Source organism: Brevundimonas sp. (genome assembly GCF_036659295.1).
GTDB lineage: Bacteria > Pseudomonadota > Alphaproteobacteria > Caulobacterales > Caulobacteraceae > Brevundimonas.
Genome location: NZ_JAVXCU010000004.1, coordinates 70070 through 87940, shown reverse-complemented (window position 1 = coordinate 87940; position 17871 = coordinate 70070). Strand labels below are relative to the sequence as shown.

Genomic DNA, 17871 nt, shown 5'->3' with positions numbered 1-17871 from the left:
ATCGTCACCGACGCCATCATTCGGATGCTCGAGGCGGGCACGAAGCCTTGGCAAAAGGGCTGGAAAGACGGCGGTTTCAATCTGTCTGTTCCGGTCAATGCATCGACCGGCAAGCCATATCGCGGGATCAATACCTTGCTGCTATGGGGCTCGAGCGAAGAGCGCGGCTATCAATCAAACCAATGGCTGACTTTTAATCAGGCAAAGGCAATGGGCGCGAAAGTCCGCAAGGGTGAGAAGAGCTCGACTATCGTTTTCTATTCGCAACTCGAGCGCGAGAACGAAGCTGGCGATGAAATCAAAATCCCATTTTTGAAGTCGTTCAGCGTGTTCAATCTCGCGCAAATCGATGACCTTCCCGATCATCTCATCGTGCCTGTTACGGTTGATCTCATTGACACGAAAGAGCGCATCGCGAAGGCCGATGCATGGGCCGCTAATATCGGCGCTGATATCCGCCACGGTGGCAATCGCGCATTCTATCGTTCAAGTGACGATTTCATTCAAATGCCCGAGTTTTCCGCCTTCCACGATTCAGAGGGTTACTATGCGACATTGGCTCATGAGCTCACCCACTGGAGCGGCATAGAGTCCCGCCTTAATCGCGAGTTTGGAAAGAAGTTTGGCGATGCGGCGTATGCTTTTGAGGAATTGGTGGCGGAGCTATCAGCGGCTTTCACATGCGCCAAACTAGGCATTAGCGATGAGCCTCGAGATGATCACGCGAGCTATCTCGCATCATGGCTCAAAGTCCTAAAGGCGGATAAAAGAGCCATCTTCACAGCCGCTTCGAAGGCGCAACAGGCCTGCGATTATCTGTTCGAAATGGCGGGTGACTATGAGGCAGAGGCCAAGCCGGTATCGGTGCCGGTGGTGATCTTGCCGGTGTCATCTGCCTGCCTGATCTGTCACGGCCTGTCAGTGAACCAATCATCATGCCGGTGGTTGCGGCCAATCAAACAGATGATGATGAGCCCGATCCTACGCCTCCATCTGGCCCTTCGATCAAGGATCGTTTCGGGGCTCGTATGGCTGGATTCAAGGGTCGCCCTGCCCGTTCCGCAAGGCCTCTAAATGCCCGGCAAATCGCCCTACAGCGCAAAGTCTCTAATGGGGCATCTGCGGTCAAAACAGAGCCCGAAACGGTGTCAGTGACGGTTAAACCGGCCCCTGTGAGCGATATACGGCCATTCCATCCGCGCCGTGATCCTAGCTTATGTGAGTACCTTAGCGCGAAAGGGATTTGTGATGATGGCGGCGAGCTCAAGGCTCGTGATCTGGATCGCTGGCATAGAGAAGCGCCATTCCGCCGGAAGCTAGTCAGGGCTGATGGCGTGTCATTAGAGACAGCCGCTCGCATGGCTTGGGAAGCCGGATACTTCGATCATGTTGCGGTGCCGACGATGGACTCATCTGACAACATGCATCCGGTGACTGTGGAAATGCTGATCGCGGCTTTGGATCGCGAGTTGCGAGGTGACTTTGCAGCGGTCTGGAATGAGCCATCCGATGCATGGGATGAGCACGATGAGGCTTTCTTCTCGAGCCGTATGTCGAGCCAGTCTATGACTTCGATTTGTGAAGAGCTCTAAGAAGGATAAGGGGCCAGATGGCCCCTTATCTTTAATCTTATATCCTCATAGTGACGTGACCAAACGGCGTGGAATGATCAAGTACGACTGGTCCTTCTGGTTGAGGATATGGCTGACCGTTTGAGGTGTAAGGGACTCTTTTGATATCGGTTCTAGTCACAGGCAGAGTTTCATGTGTTCCGTTAAAGCCGATCCCAGTGACCATATCTGGCAAAAATAGGATTTCGACTTCGCCATCAACTCGTGGCGTCAGATCGATATAATCACCTGCATCATTCACCCACACAGAATGAAACTCGGCTGATAGATGCGTCTCGTGATACCAAATCATCCAACCATGCTGGCGCGATCCACCTGCCCGATTGATCTGCTCAGCTACGTTAAAATGACACCATCCGGCCCTGTAATCATCTGACACATGTGTAAATGGAAGGTAGACAGGCTCTTCAACGCTTATCGTTTTACAAAACCTAGCGACTCCCATCCCGACCGGACGAGGGGGTGTCGTTGAAGGCGTCATATCTATATGATTTTGTAATATTGCAGTAGATTTCCAGAAGTCAAAATCTTGAACGGCAGACCACTTACGTACCCCGTTATGGATAATGCCCTTGGCTTTTTTTCGTTTAGCTTCGCCCATTATTCTCCCCATTGAAATCGTCACGAATCATACGCGACAGTCCCATTTAGTGAATCAAATCATCCTGTCACGCATCGGCAAAAGATAGGGCTACGCATGGTCTATGATGCGTAGCCCTCGAGTCATTTGGAGGCGGTGTCTAAGCCGCAATTGTATTTAGTCGATCAGGTCATTTCATGTGGCGTCACGCATCGGCAGAAAGAGAGGTCCAGTTATTGGTCCAGTGATGGCTGTATGTGATTTCGAAATGACGGATTCATAGGTCTGTTATGGATCAGTTACAGGTCCAGTCATGACCCAGATCAAGTGACTTGATATCCCTCGTAATGGGTCATCAATGGGTCATATCGCGTCATATCTGACTGCCAGATTCACCTATGGATTCCTGACCTGTTTCCTTCTCTTCCTCATCCCATATCAAAACGACAATTTGCGATGACTGGCACGAGATGACTTGCTCATTTCGTGGAAGGAAATCGCCGGGATGTAGGTTGAACGAAGTGATACCTACAGACAGCAATTATGAGGTGATTGAGTCACGCTAAACTATCTAGAACCTAGATGCTTTTCCGTGACGGATTCATAGCCATGACTGACACATAACTGATCTCTCATGGCCCGCTTCGCAGTCCATTCGGATGCATCTTCACTCTCGCTCAATGACAAGTCATCTCGCTCTCACTCGATGCGATTGTTTTGCCTGTATGGGATGAGGAAAGAGAAGGAAAACAGAGAAATTAGTCACGCTAAAGTACCTAAAGACAGGTGGTTTTCCGTGACGTTTTTGACCTCTAAACCCCACATATGAACCACCTAAAGGTCGATATGACAGATCGAAATCAGGTCATCCCATCACCTGACAGATCACTTCATAGGACCACCGATAGGTCCACATGACAGATCACCTCATAGATCACCTACGGACCCATGAAAACGTCACGCTAAACCACCTAAAGACAGGTACTTTTCCGTGACTAAATCCAACACCACCGTCGCACTGCAAAAAGAATCAACACCATTCTTCTGCCGATGCGTGACGCCGCTAAGTGACTGATTTTATTCGTACTTATCTCCGCATCATGTTAGCTAAATACCTTCAAGGCCGATCATCTCAACCCAGATCGGCGTCATTGAAGGAGCTACATGACACAGACAATTTTCTACGATTCAGGCAGATGCGGCGACGGCAAAACCTACTCATACCTGCGGCATATCGCGGCCAACAAAGGCTGTTACATCATCGCTTTTGATCGCGTCGATATCATGAAGCAAAGAGCGGCAGAGCTCGAAGCGATGTCGATGAAACCCACGATCATTACGATCAATGAGAAGGCCCGACACGGCTTTAAAAGTGTCGTTGAGGCGATTGAAAACATACCCAACGACTACACCACCGATGGCACCCATTTCGTCATCATGATTACCCACCAATCGATGCTTTGCTCGCGGTTCTCGAGTGCATTCAGTGATTGGGAATTGGTCATCGATGAAGACTTTTCGATCTTTCAATCCGCACAATGGAACACTGGTTCTCGACTGACCCATTTCCACGATCAGTTTCAGCACCAGCCCACAGATGATCCCTCGCTCTATCGCATATCAAGATCGCAATCACAGCGCATCACCGCGTATGCCGCCGACGATACAATCAGCGATGCGGTCAAGGATTTCCGCAGGCTAGTCGAGAGGCAGGATGTCTTCTCTTACTCCAACGATCCCGACTCCTTCTCATGGTGGTCGGTCTGGTCGTTCGAAGAGCTCAAACACTTCAAGAGAGTGACCATTTTGGCGAATGCCTATCCCGAGAAACTGTCATTCAAAATCGGATCTATCGTTCAGAATGTGAAGTTTGTCCCACACCACCGGCCCACAACCCGTCATTGGACATCTCGCCCCGTCACTATCCGCTATTTCAGTGAAGAGTCAGGGTCGCGGACATACTTCGAAAGTGATGTCGGCCAGCGTAACCTCAGCCGGATCGCACGGTGGTCGAGAAACGCCGCCAGTCCCCTCACCTACTCATCGAAAAACTCATACATCGAGGACAACCTCGGCGGGACAGAGATCAAACCCCTTTCGACCGGACGCAACGATCTACAGACGTATGATCGCGGCGTGTTCGTTTACTCCGCGCAGGCCAGCAATGATGAAGTGGTTTTGCTCGAGCGGATGACCGACGGAAAGATTACTCGTCAGGATATCAAGAGAGACCGCGAGCTTGAAGCGATTGCACAGTTTGCGTTGCGTGGAACCCTTCGAAATCCCACCCATCAAGGCACATTCGAGTTATGCCTGTTCTCGAAAGAGCAAGCCGAAGAGACAGCCGATTTCCTCGTCAGGAATGGCTACGTCACGAGTGAGGATATTCGGCTGGAGTTCGTCGATCTGAAGCTAGAAGCGAAGCCGGTGAAACCTAATGGCCGTCCCAAGATGGTCCTATCGACGGAAGAGAAAGCCGCACGAACCAAAGAGCAAAACCGACTTCGTGCCAAGGCAGCACGAGCCAAGAGAAAAGGAGCCTTATGAAGAAATTCGACCACTTACCGAAAGACGAAGTGCTTAGAGCTATTGCAGACGATGGCATCAAAATCACAGACCACGAGTCACATGAATGGCATATGCATGCGCTTCGATGGCAGTTGGCAGCGGTTCGTCAACACCACCCAATCATCACCGTTATTGTAAAACCGCATCCCATCACTGTATTTCTGGCCGATGCTTTAGCGTCAGATGAACCTGATCTGTTCGAGCGGTTCATGGACAGCCCCACCGATGAGCTCTTGCGCGAAGTCATCATTCATCGCGGCCATTATCGACTAGTCGATTATCCAGATTTGATCCCAAACATCCCTGCCGAAATCGTTCTCCAAGCCAAAATGTCCATGTAACGAAAAGCCCCATTGGACTGATCCAGTGGGGCTTTTGTTTGCGCGGGACGCGATGCGAAGGAACCACAGCATCGCGTCGGTGGTCTCAACTCCACCTCGCATACCTATTTATACAACCGGCCAAATCGGCGTAATAATCCCTGCATATGCAATTCAGATGGCGGTGGCCGCATAACAAAAAAGCCCCCGACTTCGGGGGCTTCTTCCAACTTAGGCAGTCCGTGTGACCGTCCCAGACATCGCGCAATATTCAAACTGCCTGCCTAAAGCTTTCGATATCGCTCGCACACGATCAGCCAATCGCTTCAACTTGTAATCCTGCGGCACTGCCACTGTCTGGCCAACGGCCATTGCGCACCAAGCAATGATGGTGCCTCTCGACATCGCTTCAATCTTGCTCTCAATGACGTTACGCGACCGCGACATATAGACGAGATTGCAGGCGGCGTTGTTGGTCTTATCGTGGTCGATGTGATGGACATCCAAGCCCAACGGACGTTCGCCATGCCATGCCGCTGCTACCATCGAATGGACGGTCACGGATTTGTAAGTGCCATCGGTGAATTTCACAGCGAGTATTCTGTAACCGTGCGCGTGTCTTTGCGGCTTTAGAATCTTGCCTCGTGCGTTGCGGATTTGACCGCACTCAGATGCTTCATATGATTTTGTGTTTGGAATGGTTCTCCATTGCATTTCTTCTAGTTCCTTCGAGCCTCATTGCTCAAAGGTATTTAGAAGTAAGGGCGGAAAACCTCGGAATAAGCGCTGTTTTTGACTGTTTTTGCTAAATACATATGCAGGAACGGGAGAGAACTATGAAAACCATGCAAGAACAGCGGAAAGAACTACTTCAAGCACTTAAAACGATTAAAGCCCGACACATGCTGGCTCGAGCGGTGCGTGGATGTCGTGAAATCGATATCGCAATCGGTCAGTTGCGCGAGCAGGATCGCACATGCAGCAAGCGTTGATCGTGCTGGCTGTCGTGCTGACTCTGGCGGCTGGCGGATGGTTCTACATCATGGATATCAAGAGTGATGCGTTCGATGCTGGCCGTGCTCATGAGCAGGCCATTCAGGCCCAGATCATCTTGAAAATCCGCCAGAAAAATCACGAAGAAACGCTGCGACTGCGCGAGGAATTCCAAGGCTATGAGCGGATGATTAAACGCCTGCGCGATCAACGCCGGTCCACTGAACAAGTCATTGTCGAACGCATTGAAGAACGGCTGGTCGAGGTCGAGAACTGCTCGATTGATCCGGCCCTGATTGCCATGCGGAATGAGGTGCGAGCACTATGAAGATCGCCGCTATCACCTTGTGTCTGATGCTCGCCGGATGCGCCCGCACTGTCTATGTCGAGGTGCCAGCGGAGCCGGTTGAGTTGCCTGCCCTGCCCCCAATCTTGTCAGCCGAAGCCGTAGCATTACCACCGCTGGTTTCGCACGATCTGCACGGCCATATGCGGGAGGGCGTTCAGTCGGATCGCCAATACAACGATCTCCGCCATCGATATGATTGGCTCGTGAAGGCCTATGAATGCCTCCGCCTTCGCCAGACAGGATGTCTCAATGATCCAGCGGGATCATCGCAATGATCCTGAATGACGATGATGTTCAGGCTCTCGAGAGAGCGCTGGCCGAACGCCTGTTTGAGATCGCTCGCTCAATGACCGCGATTGGCCTCGAAGGCGAAGACCCGAATGATCCACACATCGCGGCCCTCATTGAAGAGGCGTTCGAGAATGCCCGTACCACCGATGAAGTCAAAGCCTTCATTGCGAAACGACGCATTCACTGATTTAAAAATCAATGATATATTGAGATGATCTCGCGACCCGAACTCGCGATGGTCGGCTAGAGATCGTCATCGCCCCCCGAAGCCCGACGATCTCTAGCCCATTTCATTACGCTGGCTGCGGTGGTCAGTAGGCCTATCAGGCCAGCGTCAGTCAGGGACATTGGCTCATCCGAGATTTGCACTGACAGCATCAAGGCCATGCCCGCGAGCATCGCACCCCACACCATTATTTTTGTCTGGGACAGCCTGACTCTCTCATCAGGCAGACGATCCTCGGTCAGGCTGAGGAAGTCGATCAGACGGATGAATGTGCGAAGGATGAATGCGAAGAATGTCATTGCGTATTTAACACAAAGATTGCGTTAAAGCTAAGATTGTGTTAGAGCGACCCTATGCAGCTAGATTTTCTCATAGACTCCCAGCCCACACCGCTTCATTCTTTGCGTAAACGCGAAGGAATGATTCAGATGTCCGATTTCAAACAACACGCCCGCCGTTTCTCTTCCTTCGCGTCGGCGGTCGAGCTCGCATCGAAGCATCTGGAATCCCGCGTCACGATTCAACAGCTTCTGTTATTGGCTCGTGTCCTCGAGGCCGAAGCTATGGGCCAATCAGTCACCGTCGCGGACATTCGCGAACGTGACAATTTGGGGTCGTCGCTGGGCCGGTCCTATCAAATCTTCACCGCACCATCGAAGCAGTTTCCTGATGCGCTCGGCTGGCTCGTGATCGAAGAAGATGAAGATGATCGTCGCCGCAAGACGCTCAAGCTGACACCGGCAGGACGGAAGATCGCGGAAGAATTTGCGAGGCGATTGTCATGAACGTCACCTCACTCCTCGAACATTGCGAGCGCACATATTGGCGCGACCACCGTTCGCAAGCCACGCTACAAAGCAACATCCGTCAGCTAGTAAGGATGATTGGCGGGCAAGATATCCGCCAGATCACATACGCCGACTTGCAATCGCTAGCCACGGCGTTCCAAGCCCAAGGCAAGTCACCCGCCACTACAAAACGCATCATGGACACGCTCAGCAAGGCGATGGAACAAGCCCTGCGTATGACCGGCAAGGATGGTCAGCCAGTACTCTCGGCTAAGCCCGCATTCCCATCATTCAAAATCCAAAATGTGAAAGATCGCGTCGTCTCAAGCGTGGAGCAGACAACCATGTTTGAAGTGATCGATCACCTCATCCTGACTGATCAGGCCCGCGACTGGAACGCCTTTCGTGTGATGATCCGCTTCATCATCGCGACGGCTTGCCGCCGATCAGAAGCTATGATGCTCACGCCGGATCATCTCGAGCAGCGTGGTGATCGGTGGTTCGTTACGTTCGAACGCTACACAACCAAGAACACCAAGCCACGCTCTTTGCCGCTGGATCAGGCGACTGCGAAAGAGCTCAATTGGTTGGCTGTGAACCGGGCCGGCAGGTTGTTCCCGTTCACACCCAAAGTCCTTTGGACTATGCTCGAGCGTGTGAAATCGGAGATGGCAGAGCGTGGCTATGATATGACGGACGTTGGTCTGCATACCCTTCGACATACCACTTTGACCCGCGCAATGAAGCGCCACCCGATTGCTTTGGTTTCGAAGATGGCGGGACACTCATCGATCCAGATCACCGCCGACCGTTATGGACATCTAGTGGCTGATGATCTGGTCGATATGGTGGATGGACTAGCGGCTTAGTCGAGGCCGTCAAATGCGCCATCATTCCTCTGGCACCTGTCAACGATAACCTTCATTGCGTTGCGGCCATCACTAAGATGCGGCCACGATTCAATCTCTTTGAAATATGCTTCGCCTTTTTCGACGCAGCTTTTGTAGCTTTCAGAAGCTCCGCCGCAGCCAGTCAATGCGAGCAGCGACGCCATAAGCACATACTTTTTCATTTTTTCCCTCCCTCGAACCTTCTCACTCTAGCAGCTTAACCGCAGCCGCCTTAGCCTTTTCAAACTGCTCATCGGACAGGTGGGCGAAGGTCTCTCGAGCACCATCGGCTGTGATCTGCTTGGCGCGATACATGGCTGCATCCTCCTGCGTGACGCGCTTCGCCACCCAATGGAAATCTGTGGCGGGCTTCGTACCTGCCACTTTCCTTTTCACTGCATCCGGCTTTAACTCGTGCGTGAACTGGTACAGGGTAAGGTCATTCATCACGACCGAGAACCGCCCATCAACGGCTGACATCTGGCCGGTCTTAATGATCCGAAGCAGGGTTTGGTTGATACGCTGGCGGAGCTCCACCCGCTCGTCATCCTTGACTGCCAAGAACCGCTCATAGAGGTTCACCGCTTCGGCGTGTTCATCGTCCAGAGTGCGGGATTTCCTCGTGAGCTCGAGCTTGATTTGAGCGATTTCATTTTCGAGCTCGCGGGCTTTACTCTCCTCATCAGATAGTCTCTGCCGAATGGCTGGCGTATCCATATCGAGAAGCATATCGACTAGCTTCGTCGTGTTCTGGCGAGCCACTTCAAGTCCACGTTCAGCCGCGATCAGATCACCCTCGAGCTCTCGTTTCTGATCGCTGGAAGTGTCAACCAAAGTCATCTCTTTGAGGGCTCGCAGGAAGCCTTCTTCTAGGACTTCGTATCGCATCCCTGACCGACGACCGGCCATGTTTGGACAAGCCCTTGAGGCCCATCCAGAGCATCGAAGGTATCGGTTATCTCGCGTCCATGCCAACTGCATCGTTCTCCCGCATGAGCAGTTAAACCAGCCCTTGAAGATGTTTCCGATTTCCGCCCGCCGACCCGATCCCTTTTCAGAAAAGCGACGGACTGGCGCGGCATGGACTCGTTCAAACTGCTCCACAGATATGATTTGCGGGTAATAATCCGCGACAACCGGCCCCACCGGCTTTCCATTAGACATAGCCTGACACTCGCCAGTAACTGCCCTATTGCGAATGACGTTTGAGACAGTCGCCGCGCACCATTCGGACTCGTGTTTAAACCTCGCGTTCCCCCACGATTTTCGTCCCATCCGCGTGAGCTCACGAGCGGTCATTGTCCGACCAAAGCCACGCTCAGCCAGATCAAAAATCAGGCGAACATCTTCGACACGTTCAGGGATCAGGGTCTTGTGCTTGTCCATCCAGAAGGGATGCGTCGTGCGTAGCTCGCCCGCCTCACGCTTCTTCTTCCATGCCGCTGTTAAAAGTTCCGACTTGCGTTTGGATTCTCCGTGCGCAAACGCGGCTCCAAACAGAAGTTGCGCGAGCGATCCCGCATTGGCCTCATACGAGCCGCGTGTCAGAGAAATATGCGCGTTGATTATCTCAACACGAATTCCAGCACGAGTGATGCGTCTAATGTTTTCGAGCGCATCCATCGGCTCTTCACGCGAGAGACGGTCGAGGGCTTCAATGAGCAGGATATCCCCATCACCGTATCGCCCATCATCTACTGCGCGAAGAAACTGACCAAGTGCAGCGGTCTCTCGTTTGTGTGCGGCCTTGAATGCTGAACGGCCTTCATCGGTCAGGCGCTCAGTGATGGTCCATCCATGTTTCGATGCGTGGCTTTCAGCGATTTCAAACTGGCGGGCCAGCGAAGAACCTTCTTGCTGCTCAGAGGTCGAAAAGCGGGCATAAGCTATGACGTTCATAAGCCCTAGATAGCTCTAGCCTGATGTGTCGTCAAACAATACAAACCCTGTCCCATCCGGTGCGACGTCGCATCATCGCCATGCTGCGGCAGGGTCCGATGGGGTCTGGCGAGATCGCCGCCGCTTTTGACATGAGCTGGCCGACCATTACCGGCCATCTGAATGCGCTCAAAGACGCCGAACTGGTTTCGACCGAAAAGCATGGCCAGTCGGTGCGTTATCGCCTCGAGATTTCTGCCGTCGAGGAGGCCATGGCCTTTTTGATGGACCTGACCAGGACCGGCACCAAACACCCGCAGGAGGACGACCAGTGAACCCCAAACTGCATCCCGCTCATGTCTTCGGTTTTATTGTCAGCGCCCTTATTCTGGCCGGTGCCATATGGGTGGCCCTGCACGGTCCGTCCGGTCCGATCCCCATGCATTTCGATGCGTCAGGTCAGGTCGACCGCTATGGCACGCGCTATGAGCTGGCGGCGGTGCTGGCGGGGATGTCGGTTCTGAACCTGATCGTCGGCTTTTTGACCGGCAAACAGGCCGACAGCACGCCTGATCCTGTGCGCCGCAAGGCTTTGCGCAGCGGGCAATATGTCACCGTGGCCATCATGGCCGCCGTCGCCGCCTTTGTGTGCTGGTCCAGCCTTGGCCCGTCGGCAGCATCGGGCATGACGTCCTTGAGCGGGGCCATGGCCTTTATGGGCGCGGTGTTTCTGGCGGTCGGGGCCATTCTGGGCCGCGTCGGTCCCAATGCCTTTATCGGCGTGCGCACCCCGTGGGCGTTCAAGTCGCGTCTGGCATGGGACAAGTCCAACCGTCTGGCAGGTCGGCTGATGTTCTGGACCGGTCTGGTCGGCTTGATTGCCAGCCCCCTTGCGCCCCAGCCCTTTGGCCTCATCGCCCTGACCGTTGCGGTCGTGCTGATGGCCATCCTCAGCGCCTATGAAAGCTGGCGCGTGTGGAAGAACGATCCCGAAGCCCAATCATTTTGAGCGGATAAGACCTATGAAACTGACCCCGACACTGATTGCCGCCCAGATGGGCCTGATGGCCGCCCTACCCGCTGTGGCCGAGCCGGTTTCGTCGCAGGTGGAAATGGCGGCGCAGCCGTCCGCCTATACGGCACCCTGCTTCGCCCCGAGGGCACTCTTGAGGCCGCCGCCGTCATCATCCCCGGTTCCGGCCCCACCGATGGCGACGGCAACAACCCGCTGGGTGTGAAAAATGCCAGCCTGAAACAACTGGCCGAGGGACTGGCGGCGCAGGGCATCGCTACGGTGCGCATCGACAAGCGCGGCATTGCCCGCAGCGCCGCCGCCGCCGCGAGCGAGGAAGACCTGCGCTTTGATGCCTATATCGACGATGCCCGTGCATGGGCCGCCCATACGGTACAGCAATTGGATGTGCCGTGTGTCTGGCTGATCGGACATTCCGAGGGTGCCTTGGTGGCCCAGTCGGCGGCGACCAATACCGACAGCAATATCTGCGGTCAGGTTTTGATCTCGGGCGCGGGGCGTCCGGCGGGTGTGGTCCTGCGTGAACAACTGGCACAGACCCCAGAGCCGTACAAAACCCAGCTCATTGACGGCCTTGCAGAGTTGGAGGCCGGACGCACCGTCCCCAATCCTTCGCCCATGCTGCGCAGCCTGCTGCGCCCGTCGGTCCAGCCCTATATGATTTCGTGGATTTCGCGCGATCCGGCCAAGCTGGCCCATGACTATCTGGGACCGATCTTCATCGGTCAGGGCACCACCGACCTACAGACCGGCGTCGCCGATGCCGAGGCCCTGTCCGTCGCCCAGCCCAAGGCCCAGATGAAGCTGTGGCAGGGCGTCAACCACGTCCTGACCCAGGCCCCGCTTGAACGCGGTCCCAACCTTGCGACCTATGCCGATCCGAATGCCCTGATCGACCCGCAGGTGGTCACAGACGTCGCCGCCTTCATCAAGGACAACACGCTTTAGACTTCGTCCACATAGCGGGCGCGACCGGCGCCGAGGCCGAGCGTGGCAACGGTCAGGCACAGGGTACCGCAAAGGATGAAGGGCACCAGCCATGCGCCGGTCAGGTCGTGCGCCAGTCCGACCGTCACCGGTCCGCAGGCGGAAATCATATAGCCGAAGGACTGGGTCATGCCGGACAGGCGCGCTGTTTGCCGGGAATGGCCCGTTCTCAGGCCAATGAACATCAGGGCCATGATGAAGGCCCCGCCCATGCCGATGCCAAAGATCGTCACCCAGACCACCGCATAGGCAGGCAGCAGATAAAGCCCCGCCACGCCGGTAAAACCGGACAGGGCCAGACCGGCGGCAATCGCCCTCTGGTCCTTGGTTCTGGTGATCAGCAGCGGCAACAGAACCCCCGGCACGGCGGTGCACAGTTGCAGCAGGCCGTGCATATTGCCCGCCTCGACCTGCGAATAGCCCTGACTGACCAGAATGGAGGGCAGCCACGCGGTAAAGGCATAATAGTTGAAAGAGGTGCAGCCAAAGAACAGCGTCACCTGCCAAGCCACGGGCGAGCGCCACAGCGGGGCCGAGGCGGTGTCCTTCTCGGCGATTTCTGCAGGTGCAGCGTTATTCTTCAGTCGCGGCCACCAGACCAGAGCACTGATCACCGGCAACAGGATGAAACTGCCCAGAGACACCTGCCAGTCAAAGGCCAGTGTCAGGGGCACAATAATGGTCGAGGCCGCCGCCGCTCCCAGCCCCATGGTGATGGCATAGACCCCCGTCAGGCGGGCAAAGCTGTTGGGATAGTCGCGCTTGAGAAGGCTGGGCACCAGCGTGTTGCCCAGAGCAATCCCGCCCCCCAGTATGATGGTGCCTGCATAGAGCGCCAACACCGAGCCCGTGGACCGCACGGCAATGCCTGCGATCATGATCAGCAGCGCACCGAACAGCACCCGCTCCAGCCCGTAAAGACGTGCCAAAGGTGCGGCAAAGGGCGAGATGACACAGAAGGCCAGCACCGGCAGCGTCAACAGCAAGCCCGCCTGCCCTGCCCCGATATGCAAGGAGGCCTGAATGACCTCCAGCACCGCGCCCGCCGCCGTAAAGGGGCCACGCAGATTGGCCGCAAACAGCAGGATACCCGCCAGAGCCAGCAGGGAATAAAGCGTAAAACGTCGCGCGGGTGCGGACTGGATCATGACAGGTTTTTCAATCGGACAGGCAATCGGGGGAGAACGGCCACGCGCACCACATAGCAATGGGAAGGCGTGCCGGATTTGGCTATTTGGACACTCTATTGCGAAATCTGGCCAATCTTGTGATGCAGACCTTTATCGAAGCGCCGGTCTGAGCCCCGAAACTGGACGCCACCGAGCATACACGCGGTGGCCCTGCGCCAGCTATCAGGGGGGTCACGGTGCATAATGTGGCCTATAATCTCGGCTACGACTCCGTCAGCGCCTTCATCACCATGTTCCGAAAACTGCTGGGCCAGTCCCCTGCCCGCTACATGAACGAGACGCGCCGCGGGGGTAAGCATACGCCCCAGATAATGAGGCGGCACCTTAGCCCACGGACGCGCCAAACCGCTGATAGGCTTCATTTGCTGCGCCCCTATGGACGGCTCGACAAAAATGAACATAACAATGTTCCATGTTGGTCCTGCTCGCCGCCCTCATAGCTTCGCCCGTCTCGACCGAAATCACGCTGCCTGCGGAGCCTGCTCCTTTGGTCGGCACGCTGGTTATGCCTGAGGGGCCACCCAAGGCGGCGGTATTGTTCGTTCCCTCTCCTCTTGGCGGTACAGCTGAAGGCGATGAAGCGTACGGCTACATAGGCAGCGCTAAACGCACCCTTGGGGAGCAACTGGCCGAGCAAGGAATCGCCTCTGTTCGATATGCGGCACCGCCGTTGCCAGATACTGCATCCGACCTGTCTGACTATGGGCAGCACATTGTGGGTTGGGCCGGACAGTTGGCGGATAACACCGCGCAGTCCTGCGTGTGGCTCGCCTCCTATTATCAAAGCACCTTGGTCAGCCACGCTGTCGCCCGTGAGAACCCCAAAATCTGTGGCCTTGTCGCCTTCACCCCTGCAATCACGTCGCCCATCTATGACATGCGGATCATAACGGACTTCTGGCACGAAAAGTTTTCGGAGTTGGTTCAACCAAGGAAAGCGGCACTCGACGACCTCGATAGACAGATCGCGCAGGAGCGTAACCGCCGCCGTCGCGAAACGCTCATGGAAATCAGGACATCGCTGGAGCCGAAGGATGGTGCAGCCACTCCAGAAGACTCACTGGCCGATCTAGAAAAGACCCGTCAGATCCTCTCTGCCAATGAAAACGGAGAGGTGTCGGAGCTAACCTTAAGTCCGCTCAATCGCCCGATTAGCCGCAATGAACAGCGGTACTATATTACAGCTCACCCCCACCATCTGTATTCGCTAGAAGGATGGAATAAGCCCACCCTGGTGATCGTGGAAAACGTCGCCTCGCCGAGCGAAATCGAATCCGTCGGTGCCTATAAGGAAGAGTCCGAGGCCAGCATCATGGTCTTTGAACGCTTGGCGCGGCCGTCTATGGGGCCCGTCTATGCGATTGATGATTACATCCCCGACCTGCCGCGCGTGCCAGAAACCGGCGTGGTCAAAGCCGTCGCCGACTTCATTCTGACGCCGCGGTAGGGGTTAGCCGTCCAGTTCGCCGCGTGCCTGATCGAACAGTTCAAAGAAGCGTTCACGGACGCTTGCCGCAAACGGGTTGTCGCGCTCGATGGCCTGATAGACGGCGGGGCTGTCGTGGCGGACCATGTCGACGCCCTGCATCAGGCGCTCGAAACTGAGCGTTGTCATGCGGGTGGGTAGCGGCTCCATCTTCAGCAGCACCCGCGCGATCAGGTGGGTCAGGCCCTGAACGGTGGCGGCCTCGCGGTCGTGATCCTCGGGGGTGACGTTAAAGACCTTGAGGGCCAGCATTTTGCGGCACCATGCGGCGGTGCGGCGGGCGTCTTTGGCCCCCCTCACCTCGCACACAGCGATGCGCAGACCTGCCAGGCCGTCCTTTGCCGATTGCGGGCCGAACAGAGGATGGGTGCCGACGATACGGACATGGTCGGGCAGCAGACGCAGCATGGCCTCGGCGGGTTTGACCTTTACCGAGCCGACATCGATCACCAGCGCCCCCGCCGTCAGCATGGGCGCGATCTGGACCAGCGTCTGCTCCAGCACACCAACCGGAACGGCCAATATCACCACCGGACAGGCGGCAGCATCCTCCAGCGAAACGGCAGTGACATAGTCATCATCCGCCGCCAACAAGGGATCATAGGCGCGAACATCAAAATGGGCCGACAGGTGTTGCGCCGTCAGTTTCCCGAACGCGCCGTAACCGATCAGCCCTAAACGCGGTTTGGAACTCACAGCGTTTCCTGGAAGCGGACGGGCTGGCCGTGGGCGGTGCCGATCAGTTCGCCGTCCTGCATGACCACGCGCCCACGGATGATGGTGGCGACCGGCCATCCGGTGACTTCGCGACCGTCGAACGGGGTCCAGCCACTGCGGTTGGCCTGTTGCTCGTGGGTGATGGTCTTGGTGGCTTTCATGTCCACGATGGTCAGGTCGGCATCATAGCTGACGGCCATGCGGCCCTTATTGGCGGTGCCGAACACGCGCTGTGCGCCGCCCGAGGTCAGGTCGATGAAGCGTTCCAGCGACAGGCGGCCCTTGTTCACATGGTCCAGCATCAGCGGCACCAAGGTCTGCACGCCCGGCATACCCGACGGCGAGGCAGGATACAGCTTGGACTTTTCTTCCTTGGTATGCGGCGCGTGGTCCGAACCCAGCACATCGGCCACGCCCTGTTGAATACCCCACAGCCACAGGGCATCGACGTGCTCCTGCGAGCGGATCGGCGGGTTCATCTGGGCATAGGCGCCAAGGCGCTCATAGGCTTCAGGACCAACCAAGGTCAGGTGCTGGGGCGTGATTTCAACGGTCGCCACGTCCTTGTGGAAACGCAAGAATTCCATTTCCTCGCGCGTTGTAACGTGCAGCACGTGAATACGCGCGCCGGTTTCCTTGGCGAGGCCCACCAGACGGCGGGTGGAACGGATGGCGCTTTCGGCATCGCGGACCTCGGGGTGGCTGGTCCAGTCGCCAGTGCGGGCCAGTTCGCGGCGTTCCACCAGACGATATTCGTCTTCGGAGTGGAAGGTGGCCCGGCGCTTGGTATTGGTCAGAACCTTGCGCACGCCCTCGTCATCGGCAATCAGCAGATCGCCGGTCGAAGCGCCCATAAAGACCTTGACCCCGCACACACCCGGCAGGCGTTCCAGTTCGCCTAGATGGTCGGCGTTTTCGTGGGTGCCGCCGATATAGAAGGCGTGGTCGGTCCACATGCGGTTGCCCGCGCGTTTCAGCTTGTCCTGAAGCGTGGCTTCATTGGTGGTGTTGGGCTGGGTGTTCGGCATTTCGAACACAGCCACCACACCCCCCAGAGCGGCACCACGGCTACCGGTCTCGAGGTCTTCTTTCCATTCCAAACCCGGCTCGCGGAAGTGGACCTGCGTGTCGATCACACCCGGCAAAACCAGAAGGCCCGTAGCGTCAAACACTTCGCCCGCCGATGCTTGGGACAGATCACCGATAAAGGCGATCTTGCCGTCGATCACGCCGACATCCGCCTTGCCGCGCCCTGCGTGGTTGGCCACCTCGCCCCCGCGAACGATCAGGTCATAGGTCTGATTCATTGGGGATTGGGTCATGGCAGGCGCTCCGACGGGAAGGATTACAGTCGGACCTGCTTCTACGCCTTATAGATGGTGAGTGAAAGGCGAAGGTCAGATTACATCGTCCGCCTTGGTTTAAGCGCCGGAATGCGGACCTTGGGAATGACGGTTAGGGGTGGAAAGCGGGCGAGCCGTTAGCGTCTCCCGCCGCGCATAGCTCGCGTCACTTGAGCATCTAAGTCTTGAAGCTCTAGGAACAATGCGTCGCAGGCCGTGCGATCGGCATCGCAGCGCATGGTTCGCTTCATTTGCAATGCTCCGTCTTTCTCGTACACCTCGCGACAAGACACTGCAGGAAATGCGGGCTCGGCGGGTAGTGTAGCTAAAAGTTGAAATCTAAGAGGATTTCCACCCTCGAACAATTCGAAGCGATCAGAGGAGATGTTTGCGGCCCTTAAGTCTGCTGACTGGCGCGCCTTTGCCAGAAGATCGGCTGCGTCTCTCCCAACGATGCCACACATCTCCGCAGGGCCGTTTGCCGGACTATAAACGTTGTCCGGAACGATTTGCGCGCTACTTGGACGAAAGGCGGTCAAAAGCATAACGACAGCTAAGATGAACCTGAGCATGCGAACCTCCATAGCGACATCGACGGTAG

General features: G+C 56.0%; 23 protein-coding genes. 15 read left to right on the top strand and 8 right to left on the bottom strand.

The features are described 5' to 3' along the window. Together RSB01_RS01905 and RSB01_RS01900 are read left to right on the top strand one after the other, a co-directional pair. On the top strand, positions 1-1074 hold a 1074-nt coding region (locus RSB01_RS01905; protein WP_332625011.1), incomplete at its 5' end, for a zincin-like metallopeptidase domain-containing protein. 284 nt (positions 1075-1358) lie between these two features. Next, positions 1359-1592 carry a hypothetical protein gene (locus RSB01_RS01900; RefSeq protein ID WP_332619564.1) on the top strand — a complete coding sequence of 78 codons (234 nt, stop codon included), beginning with the start codon at positions 1359-1361 and terminating at the stop codon, positions 1590-1592. Between the two features lie 37 nt (positions 1593-1629). Here RSB01_RS01900 and RSB01_RS01895 read toward each other — a convergent pair whose 3' ends face one another. Continuing rightward, on the bottom strand, positions 1630-2232 hold the full coding sequence (locus RSB01_RS01895) for a hypothetical protein (RefSeq protein ID WP_332625009.1): 603 nt from the start codon (positions 2230-2232) through the stop codon (positions 1630-1632). 1143 nt (positions 2233-3375) lie between these two features. Here RSB01_RS01895 and RSB01_RS01890 point away from each other — a divergent pair. Beyond that, positions 3376-4758, top strand: a complete 1383-nt coding sequence (locus RSB01_RS01890; RefSeq protein ID WP_332590239.1) for a hypothetical protein — start codon at positions 3376-3378, stop codon at positions 4756-4758. Beyond that, positions 4755-5120: a hypothetical protein gene (locus RSB01_RS01885; protein ID WP_332590238.1), complete on the top strand. Its 366-nt coding sequence runs from the start codon at positions 4755-4757 to the stop codon at positions 5118-5120. The genes RSB01_RS01890 and RSB01_RS01885 overlap by 4 nt, the downstream gene beginning before the upstream one ends. Positions 5121-5330: 210 nt before the next feature. On the opposite strand, the gene RSB01_RS01880 is transcribed toward RSB01_RS01885, so the two are convergent. Continuing rightward, positions 5331-5690: an HNH endonuclease signature motif containing protein gene (locus tag RSB01_RS01880; RefSeq protein WP_332590237.1), complete on the bottom strand. Its 360-nt coding sequence runs from the start codon at positions 5688-5690 to the stop codon at positions 5331-5333. Between the two features lie 245 nt (positions 5691-5935). Between RSB01_RS01880 and RSB01_RS01875 the strand changes: the two genes are divergently transcribed. From RSB01_RS01875 to RSB01_RS01860, 4 genes are read left to right on the top strand one after another with little or no spacing between them, the layout of a single operon-like run. After that, the gene (locus tag RSB01_RS01875) at positions 5936-6091 is read left to right on the top strand and encodes a hypothetical protein (protein WP_332590236.1); all 156 of its coding nucleotides are present in this window, start codon (positions 5936-5938) and stop codon (positions 6089-6091) included. After that, positions 6076-6420 (top strand): hypothetical protein, encoded by a 345-nt coding sequence (locus tag RSB01_RS01870; protein WP_332590235.1) that lies wholly within the window; start codon positions 6076-6078, stop codon positions 6418-6420. The genes RSB01_RS01875 and RSB01_RS01870 overlap by 16 nt, the downstream gene beginning before the upstream one ends. Beyond that, positions 6417-6716: a hypothetical protein gene (locus RSB01_RS01865; protein ID WP_332590234.1), complete on the top strand. Its 300-nt coding sequence runs from the start codon at positions 6417-6419 to the stop codon at positions 6714-6716. The genes RSB01_RS01870 and RSB01_RS01865 overlap by 4 nt, the downstream gene beginning before the upstream one ends. Further along, positions 6713-6919, top strand: coding sequence for a hypothetical protein (locus tag RSB01_RS01860; RefSeq protein ID WP_332590233.1), 207 nt, complete (start codon positions 6713-6715; stop codon positions 6917-6919). Before RSB01_RS01865 ends, RSB01_RS01860 begins: the two co-directional genes overlap by 4 nt. 56 nt (positions 6920-6975) lie before the next feature. Here RSB01_RS01860 and RSB01_RS01855 read toward each other — a convergent pair whose 3' ends face one another. Next, the gene (locus tag RSB01_RS01855; protein ID WP_332625008.1) at positions 6976-7257 is read right to left on the bottom strand and encodes a hypothetical protein; all 282 of its coding nucleotides are present in this window, start codon (positions 7255-7257) and stop codon (positions 6976-6978) included. 129 nt (positions 7258-7386) lie between these two features. Here RSB01_RS01855 and RSB01_RS01850 point away from each other — a divergent pair, with 129 nt between their 5' ends. Continuing rightward, positions 7387-7743 carry a hypothetical protein gene (locus RSB01_RS01850; RefSeq protein ID WP_332590232.1) on the top strand — a complete coding sequence of 119 codons (357 nt, stop codon included), beginning with the start codon at positions 7387-7389 and terminating at the stop codon, positions 7741-7743. Then, on the top strand, positions 7740-8615 hold the full coding sequence (locus tag RSB01_RS01845; protein ID WP_332590231.1) for a site-specific integrase: 876 nt from the start codon (positions 7740-7742) through the stop codon (positions 8613-8615). The genes RSB01_RS01850 and RSB01_RS01845 overlap by 4 nt, the downstream gene beginning before the upstream one ends. On the opposite strand, the gene RSB01_RS01840 is transcribed toward RSB01_RS01845, so the two are convergent. After that, a complete protein-coding gene (locus RSB01_RS01840; protein WP_332590230.1) occupies positions 8612-8818 on the bottom strand; it encodes a hypothetical protein in 207 nt (68 codons plus the stop codon). The two genes, RSB01_RS01845 and RSB01_RS01840, sit on opposite strands and share 4 nt — an antisense overlap. A gap of 22 nt (positions 8819-8840) precedes the next feature. Further along, on the bottom strand, positions 8841-10535 hold the full coding sequence (locus RSB01_RS01835; RefSeq protein ID WP_332619847.1) for a recombinase family protein: 1695 nt from the start codon (positions 10533-10535) through the stop codon (positions 8841-8843). A gap of 23 nt (positions 10536-10558) precedes the next feature. On the opposite strand from RSB01_RS01835, the gene RSB01_RS01830 reads away from it, so the two are divergent. From RSB01_RS01830 to RSB01_RS01815, 4 genes are read left to right on the top strand one after another with little or no spacing between them, the layout of a single operon-like run. Further along, on the top strand, positions 10559-10849 hold the full coding sequence (locus RSB01_RS01830; RefSeq protein ID WP_332590228.1) for a metalloregulator ArsR/SmtB family transcription factor: 291 nt from the start codon (positions 10559-10561) through the stop codon (positions 10847-10849). Continuing rightward, the gene (locus tag RSB01_RS01825) at positions 10846-11523 is read left to right on the top strand and encodes an SdpI family protein (protein WP_332590227.1); all 678 of its coding nucleotides are present in this window, start codon (positions 10846-10848) and stop codon (positions 11521-11523) included. The genes RSB01_RS01830 and RSB01_RS01825 overlap by 4 nt, the downstream gene beginning before the upstream one ends. Positions 11524-11536: 13 nt before the next feature. Then, positions 11537-11752 (top strand): hypothetical protein, encoded by a 216-nt coding sequence (locus tag RSB01_RS01820; RefSeq protein ID WP_332590226.1) that lies wholly within the window; start codon positions 11537-11539, stop codon positions 11750-11752. Beyond that, a complete protein-coding gene (locus RSB01_RS01815; RefSeq protein ID WP_332590225.1) occupies positions 11749-12495 on the top strand; it encodes an alpha/beta fold hydrolase in 747 nt (248 codons plus the stop codon). Before RSB01_RS01820 ends, RSB01_RS01815 begins: the two co-directional genes overlap by 4 nt. Here RSB01_RS01815 and RSB01_RS01810 read toward each other — a convergent pair. Continuing rightward, the gene (locus RSB01_RS01810; RefSeq protein WP_332590224.1) at positions 12492-13682 is read right to left on the bottom strand and encodes an MFS transporter; all 1191 of its coding nucleotides are present in this window, start codon (positions 13680-13682) and stop codon (positions 12492-12494) included. The two genes, RSB01_RS01815 and RSB01_RS01810, sit on opposite strands and share 4 nt — an antisense overlap. A gap of 454 nt (positions 13683-14136) precedes the next feature. On the opposite strand from RSB01_RS01810, the gene RSB01_RS01805 reads away from it, so the two are divergent. Further along, positions 14137-15171 (top strand): hypothetical protein, encoded by a 1035-nt coding sequence (locus tag RSB01_RS01805; protein WP_332590223.1) that lies wholly within the window; start codon positions 14137-14139, stop codon positions 15169-15171. A 3-nt stretch (positions 15172-15174) separates the two neighbouring features. On the opposite strand, the gene RSB01_RS01800 is transcribed toward RSB01_RS01805, so the two are convergent. Together RSB01_RS01800 and RSB01_RS01795 are read right to left on the bottom strand one after the other, a co-directional pair. Continuing rightward, a complete protein-coding gene (locus RSB01_RS01800; protein WP_332590222.1) occupies positions 15175-15906 on the bottom strand; it encodes a prephenate dehydrogenase in 732 nt (243 codons plus the stop codon). Beyond that, a complete protein-coding gene (locus RSB01_RS01795; RefSeq protein ID WP_332590240.1) occupies positions 15903-17234 on the bottom strand; it encodes a dihydroorotase in 1332 nt (443 codons plus the stop codon). The genes RSB01_RS01800 and RSB01_RS01795 overlap by 4 nt, the downstream gene beginning before the upstream one ends. Between the last annotated feature and the right edge of the window lie 637 nt (positions 17235-17871).